This is a genomic window from Amycolatopsis sp. (genome assembly GCF_035276945.1).
Taxonomy (GTDB): Bacteria; Actinomycetota; Actinomycetes; order Mycobacteriales; family Pseudonocardiaceae; genus Amycolatopsis_E.
In genome coordinates, this window is the sequence record NZ_DATELF010000111.1 from 34,206 (window position 1) to 49,466 (window position 15,261).

15 protein-coding genes and 2 tRNA genes are annotated in these 15,261 nt (G+C 67.9%); 9 read left to right on the top strand and 8 right to left on the bottom strand.

Annotated elements, in window-relative coordinates; all coding sequences use genetic code 11:
• Window positions 1-3 precede the first annotated feature (3 nt).
• The 6 genes from VJT49_RS20010 to hisC all read right to left on the bottom strand — a co-directional run bounded on the left by VJT49_RS20010 (window position 4) and on the right by hisC (window position 6,192).
• Window positions 4-990 (bottom strand): Ku protein, encoded by a 987-nt coding sequence (locus VJT49_RS20010; protein WP_324166388.1) that lies wholly within the window; start codon window positions 988-990, stop codon window positions 4-6.
• 19 nt (window positions 991-1,009) lie between these two features.
• Complete coding sequence (gene ligD / locus VJT49_RS20015; protein ID WP_324166389.1) at window positions 1,010-1,966, bottom strand: non-homologous end-joining DNA ligase; 957 nt, start codon at window positions 1,964-1,966, stop codon at window positions 1,010-1,012.
• 760 nt (window positions 1,967-2,726) lie between these two features.
• Window positions 2,727-3,530 (bottom strand): SigB/SigF/SigG family RNA polymerase sigma factor, encoded by an 804-nt coding sequence (locus VJT49_RS20020; RefSeq protein WP_324166390.1) that lies wholly within the window; start codon window positions 3,528-3,530, stop codon window positions 2,727-2,729.
• Window positions 3,527-3,976: an ATP-binding protein gene (locus VJT49_RS20025; RefSeq protein WP_324166391.1), complete on the bottom strand. Its 450-nt coding sequence runs from the start codon at window positions 3,974-3,976 to the stop codon at window positions 3,527-3,529. The genes VJT49_RS20020 and VJT49_RS20025 overlap by 4 nt, the downstream gene beginning before the upstream one ends.
• A 70-nt stretch (window positions 3,977-4,046) precedes the next feature.
• Window positions 4,047-5,129, bottom strand: coding sequence for a hypothetical protein (locus VJT49_RS20030; protein WP_324166392.1), 1,083 nt, complete (start codon window positions 5,127-5,129; stop codon window positions 4,047-4,049).
• 10 nt (window positions 5,130-5,139) lie between these two features.
• Window positions 5,140-6,192, bottom strand: coding sequence for a histidinol-phosphate transaminase (gene hisC / locus VJT49_RS20035; RefSeq protein WP_324166393.1), 1,053 nt, complete (start codon window positions 6,190-6,192; stop codon window positions 5,140-5,142).
• A gap of 104 nt (window positions 6,193-6,296) precedes the next feature.
• On the opposite strand from hisC, the gene VJT49_RS20040 reads away from it, so the two are divergent.
• From VJT49_RS20040 to VJT49_RS20060, 5 genes are all read left to right on the top strand, one after another.
• The gene (locus VJT49_RS20040; RefSeq protein WP_324166394.1) at window positions 6,297-6,920 is read left to right on the top strand and encodes a dienelactone hydrolase family protein; all 624 of its coding nucleotides are present in this window, start codon (window positions 6,297-6,299) and stop codon (window positions 6,918-6,920) included.
• Window positions 6,921-6,968: 48 nt separating this feature from the next.
• A complete protein-coding gene (locus VJT49_RS20045; RefSeq protein WP_324166395.1) occupies window positions 6,969-8,936 on the top strand; it encodes an acetoacetate--CoA ligase in 1,968 nt (655 codons plus the stop codon).
• A 68-nt stretch (window positions 8,937-9,004) separates the two neighbouring features.
• A complete protein-coding gene (locus VJT49_RS20050; RefSeq protein ID WP_324166402.1) occupies window positions 9,005-10,738 on the top strand; it encodes a phosphatidylglycerol lysyltransferase domain-containing protein in 1,734 nt (577 codons plus the stop codon).
• Between the two features lie 63 nt (window positions 10,739-10,801).
• Window positions 10,802-10,891: transfer RNA gene (locus VJT49_RS20055), tRNA-Ser, on the top strand.
• 43 nt (window positions 10,892-10,934) lie between these two features.
• A tRNA-Arg gene (locus VJT49_RS20060) sits at window positions 10,935-11,007 on the top strand.
• 91 nt (window positions 11,008-11,098) lie between these two features.
• Here the strand turns inward: VJT49_RS20060 and VJT49_RS20065 are convergent.
• Both VJT49_RS20065 and VJT49_RS20070 read right to left on the bottom strand, forming a co-directional pair.
• Window positions 11,099-12,328: a site-specific integrase gene (locus VJT49_RS20065; RefSeq protein ID WP_324166396.1), complete on the bottom strand. Its 1,230-nt coding sequence runs from the start codon at window positions 12,326-12,328 to the stop codon at window positions 11,099-11,101.
• Window positions 12,325-12,867 carry a hypothetical protein gene (locus tag VJT49_RS20070; RefSeq protein ID WP_324166397.1) on the bottom strand — a complete coding sequence of 181 codons (543 nt, stop codon included), beginning with the start codon at window positions 12,865-12,867 and terminating at the stop codon, window positions 12,325-12,327. The genes VJT49_RS20065 and VJT49_RS20070 overlap by 4 nt, the downstream gene beginning before the upstream one ends.
• A 155-nt stretch (window positions 12,868-13,022) precedes the next feature.
• Between VJT49_RS20070 and VJT49_RS20075 the strand changes: the two genes are divergently transcribed.
• From VJT49_RS20075 to VJT49_RS20090, 4 genes are all read left to right on the top strand, one after another.
• Entirely contained in the window at window positions 13,023-13,232 is a 210-nt protein-coding gene (locus VJT49_RS20075; RefSeq protein ID WP_324166398.1) for a helix-turn-helix domain-containing protein, read from the top strand.
• Window positions 13,232-13,549 (top strand): hypothetical protein, encoded by a 318-nt coding sequence (locus tag VJT49_RS20080; RefSeq protein WP_324166399.1) that lies wholly within the window; start codon window positions 13,232-13,234, stop codon window positions 13,547-13,549. The genes VJT49_RS20075 and VJT49_RS20080 overlap by 1 nt, the downstream gene beginning before the upstream one ends.
• A complete protein-coding gene (locus tag VJT49_RS20085; protein WP_324166400.1) occupies window positions 13,546-14,673 on the top strand; it encodes an AAA family ATPase in 1,128 nt (375 codons plus the stop codon). The genes VJT49_RS20080 and VJT49_RS20085 overlap by 4 nt, the downstream gene beginning before the upstream one ends.
• 159 nt (window positions 14,674-14,832) lie before the next feature.
• Window positions 14,833-15,261 (top strand): hypothetical protein (locus VJT49_RS20090; RefSeq protein ID WP_324166401.1); only part of this gene is annotated, 429 nt, incomplete at its 3' end.

Sequence of the window (15,261 nt, forward strand, 5' to 3'; positions counted from 1 at the left end):
GGGTCAGGACGCCTGGCGGGCACCTGGGGCGGCCTCCCCGACGGCCTTTTCCAGCTCTGCGCGGGACATCTTCGAACGACCCTTGATGCCGAGCTCCCTGGCCATGCGGTCCAGTTCCGCCTTGCTCAGCTCGCTCAGGTCCGGGCGGCGGGACTTGCGACCGTTCGTCTTGCCCACGGACTTGGCGGGCTCGCGGCCCTTCCTGCGCGCCCTGCTCGACTCGACGCTGCGCGAAAGTGCCTCGAACAGGTCGACCACCCTGGTCGGCTCGGCGGGCGGCGGCTCGACGGTCACCTTCCGCCCCGCCTTCTTGTCCTCGATCAGCTTGAGCACGCGTTCGGTGTAGGTGTCGTGGAATGCCTCCGGCTGCCAGTCCTCGCTCATCGAGCCGATCAGGCTGACCGCCAGGTCCAGCTCCTTGCCGCGCGCCTCGGGCTTTTCCGGCAGCGGCTTCAGCTCCTCCGCGGGATTGCGGAGATCCTCGGGGAACAGCAAGGTGTCCATGATGAGCAGGCCGTCGGCGGCACGAACGGCGGCGATGTGTTCCTTGCCGCGCATGACGAACCGGGCGACGCCCGCCTTGTTCGTCTTCTCGAGCGCCTGCACGAGAAGCCCGTACGCGCGCCCGAACTCCTCCTTCGCCGGCGCCAGCCAGTAACTTCGGTCGAAGAAGACCGGGTCGATGTCGTCCAGGTCCACGAACGCCTCGATGTCGATCGCGCGGGAGCGGCCGGGCGCGATCTCGTCCAGTTCGTCCTGCTCCACCAGCACGTACTCACCGTCGCCCAGGTCGTACCCCTTGACGATGTCGGCGTAGTCGACCTCCTTGCCGGTGCGCTCGTTGACCCGCTTGTAGCGGATCCGGTCGGCGGTGCCGCGCTCGAACTGCCGGAAGTGCACGGTGTGGTCCTCTGTCGAGCTGTACAGCTCCACGGGCACCGTGACCAGGCCGAAGTTGATCGCACCGCGCCAAATCGCTCGCGCCGCCATGCTCCCTCCTCATGGTCCACTACTCCACTGTGGACGGTAACTCTCGGGTCACCTCGGTGGCCGCCTTGTCCTCGCGCACCCCGGTGAACCGGGGATGCCGGAGCCTGCCGTCGCTCGTCCAGTCCGAAAACGTCACCCGCACCACGAGTTCCGGCTCGACCCACTGCGCGTGCCGTTCGGGGACCGGGTCGGCGAACGGCGAGCGTGGCCGCTGCGTGGCGGTCAGCCTGGCGGTCAACTTCCGTAGCGTGGCCTCGTTGTATCCGGTGCCGACCTTTCCGGCATAGCGGAGCCGCCCGTCCTCGTAGTACCCCAGCAGCAGCGCGCCGAAGCCGATCCGCGAACCGCCCGGCGGCGTGAACCCGCCCACGACGAACTCCTGGTCCTTGGCGCACTTGAACTTCAGCCAGTCCGTGGACCGGCCGGATCGGTACGGTGCGTCCGCGCGCTTGGCGATCACCCCTTCCCAGCCCTGCTCGCAGGCACGGGTGAAGAACGCGACGCCGTCATCGTTGCGATGGCCGGAGTAGCGCAGCGGGTCCTCCCAGTCGAAGGCCTGCAGCAGCAGTTTCTTGCGCTGTCGCAAAGGCAGTGACGTGGCGTCGGTACCACCGAACGACAGGAGGTCGAACAGGTAGTAGTACACGCGCACGCCGGTCGCCGCGATCCGCCGCGGGTCGGTGAGATGGATGCGCTGCTGTAGTTTGGCGAAACTGGTTCGAGCCCCGTCGAAGGCGACGATCTCGCCGTCCGCCGTGAACTCCGGGCCGCCGAGATCCGCCAGCGCTTCGACGATCTCGGGGTAGCTCTGGTCGATGATCCGGTGGTTGCGGGACCACAAACGCGGCCTGCCGTTCGCCCGCGAGCAAATCGCCCGCACCCCGTCCAGCTTGCGTTCGAACATCCAGCTCCCGGCGGAGAACGGGCGCTGGGTGAGGGTGGCCAGCATCGGCTCGTGCCAGCCGGGCTCGCTCATGATCACCGGTTACCCGCGATTTCGCAGGTCAAACCGGTAACGGAGGAGCCACGCGAGGTTCCTCTCCGGTCACCGTGGCCGTTCGGACGGGTCAGTGGCGGCCCAGCACGCCCGCTGGGTGTGGCGAGTGGACCCGGGGTCGACGAAGATCCTGGGACGTTCGCAGATCGCGCTGAGCCACGAGGTGCGGCTTCGGACGAAATGTCGTTCGACATGGAAGATTAGCGGTATGGCCAATCACGCGGAGATCTGCCGCTCATGGGCGCTCGCTTGGGAAGGTGCGAGCCCGCAAGCCATCGCCGCGCGATACACCGACGACGCCATGTACCTCGATCACGCCTTTCCGTAGCGCCCGGTCAGGACGCAAAGCCATCGAGGAGCCTTGCGCCATCTGGCGATCAGTAACTTCCACATGACGCCGTGCGAGATCCATGCGACCGAGGACGGCGCCGTCATGACTTTCGTCGGCACGGGACAATTCGTCCAAGATCTCCCGCGCATGACGGCCACCGGGGAAGACTTCGTCTACCACGGCGTTGCTCTGTTGAAGATGGACACCGCAGGCAAGAACACGGTGACCGAGGAGTACTACGGCACCACATTCGCGCAGACAGGAGTCGTATCCTCGGATGGCGGCGGGGCAACGAAGGTCTCGGCCGCCTTGTCTTCCGAAATCGGGCTCGCACGGCTCCACAGCGTGCCGAGCACCGTCGCCTTTCCTTCGGTGAACCGCACCTTTGAGTGCAAACTCGTGAAGAGGCTACTCCTCTTCCTGCCCGATCAGGCCTTCGCGGAGCCGCTCAAGGGTCCGCGCGAGCAGCCGGGACACGTGCATCTGGGACACGCCGATCCGCTCCGCGATCTGCGTCTGGGTCATGTTGTGCACGAACCGCAGCCCAAGGATCTTGCGCTCACGCTCGGGTAGCTCCCTGATCAGCGGTAACAGCGCTTCGTGGTTTTCCACGCCTTCCAGGCCGGAGTCCTCCTCGCCGAGCGTGTCCCCCAGTGCGAGGTTGTCGGTGTCGCCGGAAAGCACCTCATCGAGCGACATCGAGTGGTACGCGTTCCCCGCTTCCAGCCCCTCGTACACCTCGTCCTGGCTGATCTCCAGATGCGCGGCGATCTCGCTCGGTGTCGGCGCGCGGCCGAGACGCTGGGCGAGTTCGGTGCTCGCGCTGGAGATGGACAGGTGCAGTTCCTTGAGCCGCCTCGGCACCCGGACCAGCCAGCCGGTGTCACGGAAGTGCCGGCGGACCTCGCCCATCACCGTGGGCACGGCGAAGGACAGGAAGTCCGAGCCGCGTTCCGCGTCGAACCGGTCGACCGCGTTGATCAACCCGACCGTGGCGACCTGCACCAGGTCCTCCTTGGCCACCCCACGACCGGAGAAGCGTTGCGCGATGTGCTCGGCCAGCGGCAGATGCCCGGTGACCAGCTTGTCGCGGATTTCCGAGCGCCGTGGATCGTCTTCGGGCAGCTCGGCAAGCTCGTCGAACAGCGGGGCCAGATGCTGGTACTCGTTCGACGATGTGGGGTGTGCTGTTTCGGGTCGAGAACTCCTCACGCGCCCGCCCCTGGCACCTCCACCACCACCCGCCGCTTGGCGAGTTCGATGTCCAGCCGGTGGAACTGCCCGTTGGACGAGATCCGGCTGTGCACCGAATCGGTCAAAGTGGTCAGTACCCGCCAGCCGAACGACTTGGTGCTCGGCTCGGCCCCGGTCTCCGACCGCACGGTGCCCACGAAGCACAGCGAGTCCCCGGACACGGTGAACCGGCAGTGCATCACCGTGCCGGGCACCGCCCGGGTGATCAGCGTCGAGCACGCCTCGTCGACGGCCAGCCGGAGGTCGGCGATCGCGTCGAGGTCGAAGTCGGCGCGGGTGGCGATGGTCGCCACGACCGATCGCACGATCGGGAGGTTCACCAGGTCCGCGGCCAGCCGCAGCTCGATGTCCTCCAGCCCCAGGTCTCCGGGGGTGTGCAGATCGGGAGGTTCCGAGTCGATCACGTTCACCTCACCTACGTTCGGTTGCAACCTGCGGACCATCATGCCCTGATCGAGACCTGTTCGCCCGGTTTCAGTCATGACGCAGGACCGCACCGATGCCGTCGGCGAGTTTCTCGTTCAGCGCGACGAGTTCCGCGTCGCCCGCGATGGCGGCCAACGGGATGGCTTCGTCCGCGCGGTGTTCGCGGCGTTGGTCCACGCCCATCGCCGCCAGCTCCGGTTCCGTCACGGCGATCAGCGCGGGCTCGTCGCCGGTGAACACCGTGGTGTCGCCGGGGTCGCTGACGAACAGCACCTCGACATTCGCCTCGCGCAGTGCGGTGGTCACGCCCTCCAGGCCCTCCGCAGCCAGACCACGCTGTCGGCCCAGCTCCGCGTGGAACCGTTCATCGAGTTCGGCAAGCCTCCGCTGCCGCGCGCCCTCCACCAGTTGGCTGACCGCGGATTCGTGGGTCGCCTCGTGGGTGATGGGCTGGACCGCCTTCGGCAATTCGCTGTGTACCGCGTTGCGGACCTGCACCTCACCGACTATCACGACCAACTCGGCGCCGCTGCGCTGGGCGACCTTCGCCACCGTGTCGGCCATCTCCGAGACGTTCCGCCGCACGGTTTCCTCGACGTGCTCGCGCATCTCGTAGTGCGCCGTACCGCCGCCGCCGACCTGATGAACCGGATGCTCGCGACCGCGTACGGTCCCGGACTCGATCTCCCGGCCGTGCTCGTCGAACGCCTTGACGGTGGCCTCTACCCGGTCGACCGCGGCCACCACGTGGCGCAGGGCCGGCTCGCCGTACCGGATCAGCGGCAGCAGATAGGGCAGGTCGGACACCCTCGCGACCGGGACGGCCGGGCCCTCGGTAAGCCGTTCGTTCACCACGACGGTGTCGCCGGCGGCCACCACCGCGCGACCACCCCGGCCGGCCGGGGCCGCGGTCTCCCGGACCGCTGCCTCGATCGCGGCCAGCGCGCCTGGCGGAGCGTTCTGCGCGGCCAACTGTTCCCGCACCGCGCGCAACTTCAGCTCCAGCTGTTTCTCGGCGTCCTCGGTGTGGTGGGAGTCGTCGAAGTAGACCGAAGTGAACGGGCCCGGCGCGGTGACCAGTGGTCGCAACGTCGTCGTGTGCATGCGCCGGAGGTACCCCGCGAGTGACACGGCAAAACGCTCAGTGCGGGAAGGTGCGCGCGGACTGGAGGAAAAGATCGTTTTCCTCCGGCCAGCTGGTCGTGACGCGGACACCGTCGCCGGCGAACGCGCGGACGACGACCTTGTTGGCGAGCGAGTGCTCCGCGAATTCCAGCGTCCGCTCGCCCAGGGGCAGCCACACGAAGTTCGCCTGCGACTCCGGCACCTGGTAACCCATCTTGCGCAGCTCGGCACGCACCCGGTCCCGCTCGGCCGCGGTCTCCGCGCAGCGGGGGATCAGCTCGTCCTCGGCGTCGAGGCAGGCGAGCGCGGCCTTCTGTGCGAGCGCGTTCACACTGAACGGCACGAACACCTTCCGCACCGCCTCGGCGATCACGGCCGGCCCGGCGAGATAACCCACCCGCAGTCCGGCCAGGCCATAGGCCTTCGAGAAGGTACGCAGCACCGCGACGTTCTCGCGGTCGCGGACGAACTCGATGCCGTCCGGAACCTCGGGGTCGGTGACGTACTCGCGATACGCCTCGTCCAGCACCACCAGCACGTCGGTGGGCACAGCGTCCAGGAAGGTCACCAGCGCGTCCCGGCGCACCGCCGTGCCCGTCGGGTTGTTCGGGTTGCACACGAAGATCAGCCGGGTGCGCGGGGTGACCGCGTCCGCCATGGCCGACAGGTCGTGCGTGAGCGTCTCGTCGAGCGGCACCTGGATCGCCGAGGCCGAGGCGATCTGCGTGACGATCGGGTAGGACTCGAACGAGCGCCACGCGAACAGCACCTCCTCACCCGGCGCGCACAACGCCTGAACGAGTTGCTGGCAAAGGGAAACCGAGCCACAGCCCACGGCGATCCGTTCGGCCGCAAGGTCGTGCTTGGCCGCCAGCCGGCGCGAAAGCTCCGTCACCGCGATGTCCGGATAGCGGTTCACCTCCGCCGCGGCCTCGGAGATCGCCTTCGCGACACTGGGCGGCGGCCCGCCGGGCGACTCGTTGCTGGACAGCTTGATGGCTCCGGGCAGGCTCCGTCCCGCGACGTAGGCAGGCAGGGTTTCGAGGTGGGCGCGGGGCTGGACGGGCATCGGGTGCTCCTTCTGGACGAACCGAGATTGTTGTCACGTTAACCCGATCTGGGTTATGACGCGTATGTTGACTTCTGTTCACCGTGAGGTGGTTGGGTGGGGAGATGACGCAGACGTACACCGAGCACTACGAGCGCGAGGACGGCCGCTCGATCGTACTGACCTACGCCGAGCCGGAGTCCGCGCTCCGGGGTGGCCTGGTAGTGCTGCACGAGGCCGACGGGGTCAACGACGGGGTACGGCTGCTGATCGCGAGTCTGGCCGGGGAGGGGTGGCTGGCCGTCGCGCCGCACATGAACACCGCCCAGCCCACGCGCGAGGACATCCTGTCCGCCACCGACATCACTCTCGCGTGGCTGGTCGAGCGGGGCGTGCAGGCGGACCTGCTCGGCGTGGTCGGCTTCGATCTCGGCGGGGTCGCCGCGCTGGTGGTGGCGTCGAACCGCAAGCTCGGAGCCGCGGTGAGCGTCGGTGGTGGGCGTGAACTGCCGGCGCTGGTGGACATCGCGGGCAAGCTGACCAGCCCGTGGCTGGGCATCTATGGCGACGCGGGCGGCGAGCTGGCCGCCGCGGAGGTCGAGCAACTCCGGGACGCGGCGGCGAAGTCGGGAGTGGTGACCAACGTGGTCCGGTATCCCGGTGCCAATCACCGGTTCGACGCCGATCCCGACGCGGCCGTCGAGGCGTGGCAGCGGACGTTGAGCTGGTTCGACGCGCACCTTCGCTGACGCCGGTTTCGAGTCTCATTGCGACGTTTCGCAAGCTAAAGTCGTTTGGTGACCGCTGCCGCCGACACCCCGGAAGTTCTCTGGCGCCCGTCCGCCCAGGAGGTCGCCGAGAGCAGGATTCAAGCGTTCCGTGAGTGGCTTGGTGCGAACCGTGATGTCAGTGTCGCCGACTACGACGAGTTGTGGCGGTTTTCGGTGACCCAGCCGGGCGAGTTCTGGGACGCGGCGGCGGAGTTCCTCGGGGTGCGCTGGCACACCCGGCCGACTGAGCCGCTGGCCGAGGCGAGCTTGCCGGGCGCTCGGTGGTTCCCCGGCGGAACCCTGAACTATGCCGAACACGCGTTGGCGGGAAAGGCCGACGACGACCTCGCGGTGATCTTCGAGCGCGAGGACGGCGTACGAGACGAACTCACCTACGGCGGATTACGTGCGCAGGTCGCGGCCGCGCGGGCCGCGCTGATCGATCTCGGTGTCGGCAAGGGAGACCGGGTGGTCGCGCTGGCTCCCAACTGCCCTCAGACACTGGTCGCCTTCCTCGCCGCGGCCGGCCTCGGCGCGGTCTGGTCGTCCTGCTCACCCGACTTCGGGGTGCGTGCGGTGACGGACCGGTTCGGCCAGATCGAGCCGAAGGTGCTCGTCGCCGTCAACGGGTATGTCTACAATGGACGATCTTTCGACGTCCGGCCGACCATCGATCTGCTGCGTGAGGAAATCCCGTCCATCAAGGCGATCCTGCTCGTCGACTACGTCGGCGGTGGCACGCTGGACGGCACGCTCGACTGGGCGGCCACGCTCGCCGAACACGAAGGCTCCGCGCTCGAATTCGAGCCGGTGGCCTTCGATCACCCGCTGTGGGTGTTGTACTCGTCCGGTACCACCGGGCTGCCCAAGGGCATCGTGCACGGGCACGGCGGCATCGTCGTCGAGCACCTGAAGGCGACCGCGCTGCAGATGAACCTCGGTCCGGGGGAACGGTTCTTCTGGTTCACCACCACCGGCTGGATGATGTGGAACTTCTTGCTCGGCGGGTTGCTGGTCGGCGCGACCATCGTGCTGTTCGACGGCAGCCCCTCGCATCCCGGCCTGAGTGCGCTGTGGCGGCTGGCCGAGCGGCATCGGATCAACTTCTTCGGCATCTCGGCGCCGTACGTTCAGAGCTGCCTCAAAACCCATCTGGAGCCGGCCAGGCACCACGACCTGTCGGCGCTGCGCGCGATCGGCTCGACCGGTGCGCCGCTGAGCGTCGAGGGCTTCCGTTGGATCGCCGACGAGGTCGGCCGGGGCGTGCAGATCTGCTCGGTTTCCGGCGGCACCGACCTGTGCGCGGCGCTCGTCGGCTCGGCACCGGACGTGCCGGTGTGGCTCGGCGAGCTGTCCTGCCGAGCGCTCGGCGCGGCCGCGGCCGCGTTCGACGACGACGGCAACGAAGTCGTCGAGAAGGTCGGCGAACTGGTGATCACGCGGCCGATGCCGTCCATGCCGGTCTTTTTCTGGAACGACCCGGACGGTTCGCGGCTACGGGAGGCGTACTTCGAGTACTACCCCGGAGTGTGGCGGCACGGTGACTGGATCCGGATCACCGAGCGCGGGTCTGCGGTGATCTACGGGCGTAGCGATTCGACCTTGAACCGGGGCGGCGTGCGGATGGGAACCGCGGAGTTCTACCGCGTCGTCGAAGGGTTCGAAGAGGTCGCGGACTCGCTGGTGATCGACACCTCGGGCGCCGGGAATACCGATGGCGAGCTGCTGTGTTTCGTCGTGATGGCGAAGGGCGCGGCACTGAGCGAGGTCGAGCCCCGGCTGCGGCGGGAGTTGCGCCGCGCGCTGTCGCCACGGCACGTGCCCGACCGGTTCGTCGAGGTGGCTGAGGTACCGCGAACGCTGAACGGTAAGAAATGTGAGGTGCCGGTGAAGAAGATCCTGGCTGGGACCGAGCCCGAGCGGGCGGTCAGCCGGGACGCGTTGGCGAACCCGGACGCGCTGCGGCCGTTCGTGGAACTGGCCAGGGGGAGATAACGGGGGAGGACCGGTTGGTCGGGCGTAGGCGGGAGGCCGGTGAGGCGACCACTGAGCGCGCAGGGGGGATGGCCGCGGCGCAGCGGGGGTCGACGGGGGAGGAGCGGCTGCCGGCCGTCTGGCGGGTGACCGGAGTCGTCTCGGTGGGCGCGATCACCTGGGTGACCAGGCTGGTCGGGCTGGTGACGGTGCTTTCCGTCGTGCTGCCTGCCGGCCGCCGTGAGATGCGCGGTCATGTCGCGCAGTGGCTGGAGTTGCCGCAGGACGCCACCACCGGCGCCGCCGCGGTCGCGCTGGTCACCGGCGTGCTGTTGATGCAACTCGCGTCCGGGCTGAGCCGGCGAAAACGCCGGGCATGGCAGCTCACACTCGCCGCCAGCGTGCTGCTCGCGCTGGCACATTTCGGCCTGCGCCACGTCTTCGGGGCGGGGCTCGCTTCGGTGGCGCTGGCGGTGCTGCTGGTGATGAACCGCCGGTACTTCATCGCACTGCCCGACCCGGTGACCGGCAAGTGGCGAGCGGTCCGGGTGTTCCTGCAACTGATCATCGCCGGACTCCTGATCAACTTCGCGCTCCTGACGTTCGCCCCACCACGGTTGCTCGAGCCCCTGGCGATCGAGGGGCGGTTGGCCGAATCGGCGCTGGCGCTCATCGGCATCAGTGGCCCGGCGGTGTACCACGTGGTCTGGCTCGACGACCTGACGGCCAGCGTCGGCCTGCTGTTCGGCCTCGGCGCGGTGCTGCTCGCGGCGTACTTCCTGCTGCGGTCGGCCGAGCCCGCGCCACAGCTGTCGCAGGAGGAGAAGTCGCGCCTGCGGGACCTGCTCGCACAGCACGGCGAGCGCGACTCGCTGGGCTACTTCGCCTTGCGCGACGACAAGTTCGTGGTCTTCTCGAAGACGGGGAAGTCCGCCGTAACCTACCGGGTGATCGCCGGCGCCGCGGTCGCCTCCGGGGACCCGCTGGGCGACAGCGAGGCATGGCCAGGATCGATCGAGGAGTTCCTCGACGTGTGCCGGCGGTACGGCTGGGTGCCCGCCGTGATGGGCTGTTCCGAGCTGGGCGCCACCGTCTGGGCACGGTTCGGCCTGGACGTCCTCGAGATCGGGGACGAGGCCATTGTGGACGCCGAGACGTTCACGCTCGACGGCCGCGTGATGCGAGGCGTCCGCCAAGCGGTGTCGAGAACCAGACGTGCCGGATACGAGGTGCGCGTGAGGCGAGCAGAGGAGCTGGGCGAGGGTGAGCTGGTGGAGTTGGCGGCGCTGGCGGTCAACTGGCGCGGCAGCGACACCGAACGCGGCTTCTCGATGGCACTCGGGCGGATGGGCGACCCGGGTTCGGTCATCGTCACGGTTGAGCAGAACGGGCGGATCCGCGGCCTGCTGCAGTTCGTGCCGTGGGGCGAACGCGGCCTGTCCCTCGACGTGATGCGCCGCGACCGCACGGCGGACAACGGCGTCAACGAGCTGATGATCTCCGAGCTGCTGCTGACGGCCAAGGACCGTGGCGTGAAACACGTCTCCCTCAACTTCGCCGCCTTCCGCAGCCTCATGGAGCAGGGCCAGCGGATCGGTGCCGGCCCCGTGGCGCGGATCTCGGCGAAGGTGCTGCACTGGGCGTCACGCTGGATCCAGATCGAGACCCTCTACCGGTTCAACGCCAAGTTCCAGCCCCGCTGGGCCCCGCGCTACCTCGTCTACCCAGGCGTCCGCGAACTCCCCCGGGTCGGCGTCGCCGTCTTCGAAGCCGAAGGCCTCGGCGGACGTTCGCGCTGGTTGATGCGGATGCTGCGGCGGTAAGGGGGTGCTTTGCCCCGGGATCGAGGGGCTGTGTACCCTATCCAGGCAGTGGTCGTTGATCCGGGAGGCTTCGCCTAGTCTGGTCTATGGCGCCGCACTGCTAATGCGGTTGGGGGTAACCCCCCCTCCCGGGTTCAAATCCCGGAGCCTCCGCTCAGCGCCCGGTTCGCCGTGTGCTAGGTTGACAACTGAACAAGCGCCCGTAGCTCAACGGATAGAGCATCTGACTACGGATCAGAAGGTTGGGGGTTCGAATCCCTTCGGGCGCGCTTTGGAAAACCGCCTCTGAGCAGGCGGTTTTTTCGTTTCCAAGATCGGAAACATGATCGACATCCGGCGGTCTGTAGCGTGATATGTAGCTCATGCGCCGCTGATCTTCCGCAGAACGCCGTCCATGCGGTCAGCGGTCCCGCGCCGCACCTCTTCGAAGACCTCGACGTAGATGTCGCTCGTCGTCGCCATGCGCGTGTGCCGGAGCATTGCCTGTACCTCCTTCATGGTCGCGCCGGCCTGGAACGCCAGCGACGCCGCGGCGTGCCGGAGATCGTGCAAGCGCACCTTGACCCCGGCACGCTTGCACACCGCGTCCCAATCGCGGTTCACGTTCCGTGGTTCGAGCGCGGTACCGATCGTCGTCGTGAAGATCAGGTCTGGATCAGCCCACATCTTCGCGGCCATCCGCTCGACGGCCTGGACGCGTTTGTGGGCGCGAAGCACCTCGACGAGTGCCGCCGGTAGTCCGAGCTTCGCCCGCGACGCGTCGGTTTTCAGGTCCTTCTCGACGAGCTTCCCGCGCCGCTTGCCGGTCTCGGGGTTGATCTCCCCGCGCACCCGCCGAATCTGCTTGCGGAGCTTCGTTGACGCGTCGTCGAGGTCTGTCAGCGACCAACGCATACCGAGCGCTTCACCGCGCCGCGGGCCGAGCGCGAGCATGGTCAACCACAGCGCGCGCCGCTTGTCGGCGACCATCTCCGCGAACACCTTCGCGAGATCTTCTTCGGAAGGCGGTTCGGCCTTCCTGCTCTGGCCAGCGGGCAGCTTGACCAGCGCCGCGACGTTGCGGCCGAGTCCGTAGCTCTCATCTCGGACAGCGTCGTTCAGCGCCCGCCGGAGCGCCGCGTGCGCCATGCCCACCGTGCGCGGAGAGTACGTCTTCGGATTTTCCGGGGTGGATCGAGCCGACTTCGTCTTTAGCCGCTCTCGTTGCCACGACCGGATATCGTCGGTAGACAGCGCGGTGATCTTCACCTTGGCCAGGAATGTGGACAGGATGTGGCCCTCGACCATCTGCCTGTAGGAGTCGGCCGTGCTCTCGTCGAGGTGGCCGGCCTCGACCTCCGACGCGATCCGCACGTCCAGCCAACGGTTCAGGTAGTCGCCGAGCTTCGGTGCCCGGCCCAGCGCTACCGGGCGGCCGGCCTCGATCTCGGCGAGGAGATCACGCCGAGCTTTGCTAGCCGCCTTCTCGTCGTCGCCGTATACGGTCTTGCGTCGACCGGACGGCAGCGTCACCGACGCGCACCATTTCCCGTCAGATTTCCGCTGGTAGACGCTGCCCTCGCCCTTCGGTGCCCGTGGCTTCTCGGTCATCCTGCCTTGCCCTTTCGCGCGGGCGGGAGGAAGCCACGTCGCCGGGCTTCACGAATCCACCGGTGAGCGGTCGTCACGGGTACATCCGCTTCCGCGGCGATCTCCTTTGCAGGTGCCCGTGTCTGCTGTGCGTTCTCGGCGTAGGCCTCGGCCACGAGTGGGTAGAACTCTTCGGTCGGCATGGAGGACGGCCGAGTTAGCCGTGGGCGAGACGACGTCGGCGGCTCTTCCGGCTCCATGTTGCGTTTATGCCTGTCTCGGAGCTTCGCGAGCGAAGGTTCGGGCTTCGTGCCGGACCATTTTGTTCGTGCCGACTCTGCCGCGTGGTGTGCGACGACGTCTGTTGTAGATGGAGTATTCACCCACGCTTCAAGGCGGCTGATCGAGATGCCGCGCAGGATTTCGGGGGTGATCTGCTCCCCGTGCAGGTAGAGGTCCGTGACTACCAGCCGACCGTCGCGTTCGCGGAAGCGGACGTGCAAACCGGAATCGGACCCGCTCATTGTTGTCCAGCCATCTGAATTCGCGCTTCGTGCCACCGCGCGGACTTTACCGACCGTCCGCACAAGTTCGCAACCGTCCGCGCGCAAGTGTGCGTACTTGACCTTGATCGCTTGCCGTGATACCTCTCTGAGAGCAGGGGCGACCAAGTTCCAGCACTTATACCCCTCAGTGGTGGTTGGAGTTGATCACATTGAGTCCCAAGCTCGCGTATTCCACCGAGGACGCGTGCGAAGCCCTCTCGATCGGTCGGACACAACTGTTTGACCTGTTACGAGAGGGCGAGATCAAGAGCGTGAAGATCGGCCGTCGCCGCCTCATCCCGGTCGACTCTCTTCGCGAGTACCTGGACCGCCTCTTGGCTGAGCAGCAGGTCAAGGGCGGCGGGGGTCAGGCCGCCTGATGCAGACAGACGAAACCCGCCCGGCGGGGGAATGCCGGGCGGGCCACGAGATCACCGCGGGCGACGGACGATCGGGTGCCATCGTAACGGACACCGTCGACCTTCCCGCCCAGCTTCGCCGCCGCCGTGCCGCATCCCGGCGCCTGCCCGTGCTGGACTGCGGTTGCGGCGATCCCTGGCACGCTGAGCCGCTGCCACCGTCGCCGCGGAATGTCCAGGCATCCCGGCGCGCCTGGTGGCACTTGAAGGAACTCGGCTTGCTGAGCGAGGACTCAGAACGCGTCCTCGCCGAGTCCGTGCGGGGAGCGGCCGCGTGATCGACCCGGCAGAAGCAACCGTGGACCGTACCGGGGCAATCCTGCTCCCAGGCTGCGACCTGCTGTCCGGACTGCGGAACGGAACCTGGCTCGACGAGCAGGAGTTCCCGCCGCTGCGCTACGCCGTGCCCGGCCTGATCCCCGAGGGTATGACCGTGCTCGTCGGCCCGCCGAAGGCCGGCAAGTCCTGGGCCGTACTGGACATGGCGCTCGCCGTCGCGGCCGGTGGGCGCGCGCTCGGCCGCCTGGCGGTCGGCCGCGCAAGGCAGGTGTTCTATCTCGCGCTCGAGGACGGTGACCGGCGGCTTCAGGAACGGTGCCGGGCGCTGCTGGCAGGCGACGGCATCCCCGGCAGGTTCCAATACCTGACTCGCCTGTCCGCCGGGTCGGTGCTCGACACCATCCGCGTGTGGCTCGAACTGCAGGCCGGCGAGGCGGGCCAGCTGGTCATCCTGGACACGCTGGGCAAGGTCATGCCACCCGCTCTCGCGGGGGAATCGGCCTACGCGCGCGACTACCGCGTCGGATCAGCCCTGAAACGGCTCGCCGACGACTTCCCGGGAACCTCGCTCGTCGTGGTCCACCACGACCGCAAGGCAGGGTCCGAGGACTTCGTGGACTCGGTGTCCGGCACGCACGGCATCGCCGGGTCCGCGGACACCATCGCCGTGCTCGCCCGGCCCCGCGGCCGGGACGCCGCCCTGTTCAAGATCACCGGCCGTGACGTGCCCGAAGGCGAGTACGCGCTCACCCTCACCGATGGCCGGTGGACGCTCGACGGCGACGACCTCGACGCCGCGGCCGTGGCCGCCCAGCTCCGCCAGCAAACCGAAGCGCTCGGCGACCGGTCCGCGGACATCATGGCCTTCGTGTCCCAACGGCCAGAGGGTGTTCGGCCGTCCGAGGTTGAGCAGGTGTTCGGCCCTGATTCCCGGCGGTATCTCGCCCGGCTCGCCGAGTCCGGTCGACTGCTCCGGCCGAAACGGGGCCTCTATACCCCTGTCCCCACTGTCTCAACGTCCCAAACCGATCAGACCACTCGTGGGGTTCTGTCTCTTGTGGGTGATGAATTGGGACAACGGGACGGATGGGAAAGCCATACAGGGGAGGACGAACCAGCATGACTTACCCCGACCCGAGCACACCCATGACTGGCCATTGTGGACGCCGCGCGGCCAACCGTGCCGCGCGCGCCGAATTCGACGCCAACCGACGCCACGGACTCGCCCGACGCCGCGAGGCGAAACTTCGCCACCTCAACAACTCCAGGAAGGACAGCGACCATGACCGATCCGATGACCCGGATGCAGCACGTGCGTGAGTTCATCAGCGAACAACGGAGGAAGCTTCCTCCGCCTGGCAACCAGGGCGAGCCCACCGGACCCACCCAGGCTGAACTGGAGCGGTACCGCGACGACGAGAACTGGCAGAAACTCGGCCCCGGCTGGCAGGAGAAGAAGCGCCACGCCGAAGCGCAGGCCGCCGGCCTCAACCCCGCACCGACCGTGCCCGAGCTCGACGGCACGCTCACCCCCGCCGAACGCCAGACCGCCGCCGACCAGCTGAACGCAGCAGTCACCGCGGCCACCACACCGGCACCACCCGCACCCACCACGACGCAACCACGCGCACCACGCCCGGACAAGAGCCAAGGCGGGGGCGGTGGTGGGGGTGCCAGCTACGAGACCCAGATCGCGGACGCACAGAAACGC

Bases quoted from the DNA above. Each gene is read 5' to 3' on its own strand.
- VJT49_RS20040 (WP_324166394.1), top strand. From the start codon at position 6,297: ATGACGCAGACGTACACCGAGCACTACGAGCGCGAGGACGGCCGCTCG.
- VJT49_RS20010 (WP_324166388.1), bottom strand. From the start codon at position 990: ATGGCGGCGCGAGCGATTTGGCGCGGTGCGATCAACTTCGGCCTGGTC.
- hisC (WP_324166393.1), bottom strand. From the start codon at position 6,192: ATGCCCGTCCAGCCCCGCGCCCACCTCGAAACCCTGCCTGCCTACGTC.
- VJT49_RS20050 (WP_324166402.1), top strand. From the start codon at position 9,005: ATGGCCGCGGCGCAGCGGGGGTCGACGGGGGAGGAGCGGCTGCCGGCC.
- ligD (WP_324166389.1), bottom strand. From the start codon at position 1,966: ATGAGCGAGCCCGGCTGGCACGAGCCGATGCTGGCCACCCTCACCCAG.
- VJT49_RS20065 (WP_324166396.1), bottom strand. From the start codon at position 12,328: ATGACCGAGAAGCCACGGGCACCGAAGGGCGAGGGCAGCGTCTACCAG.
- VJT49_RS20080 (WP_324166399.1), top strand. From the start codon at position 13,232: ATGCAGACAGACGAAACCCGCCCGGCGGGGGAATGCCGGGCGGGCCAC.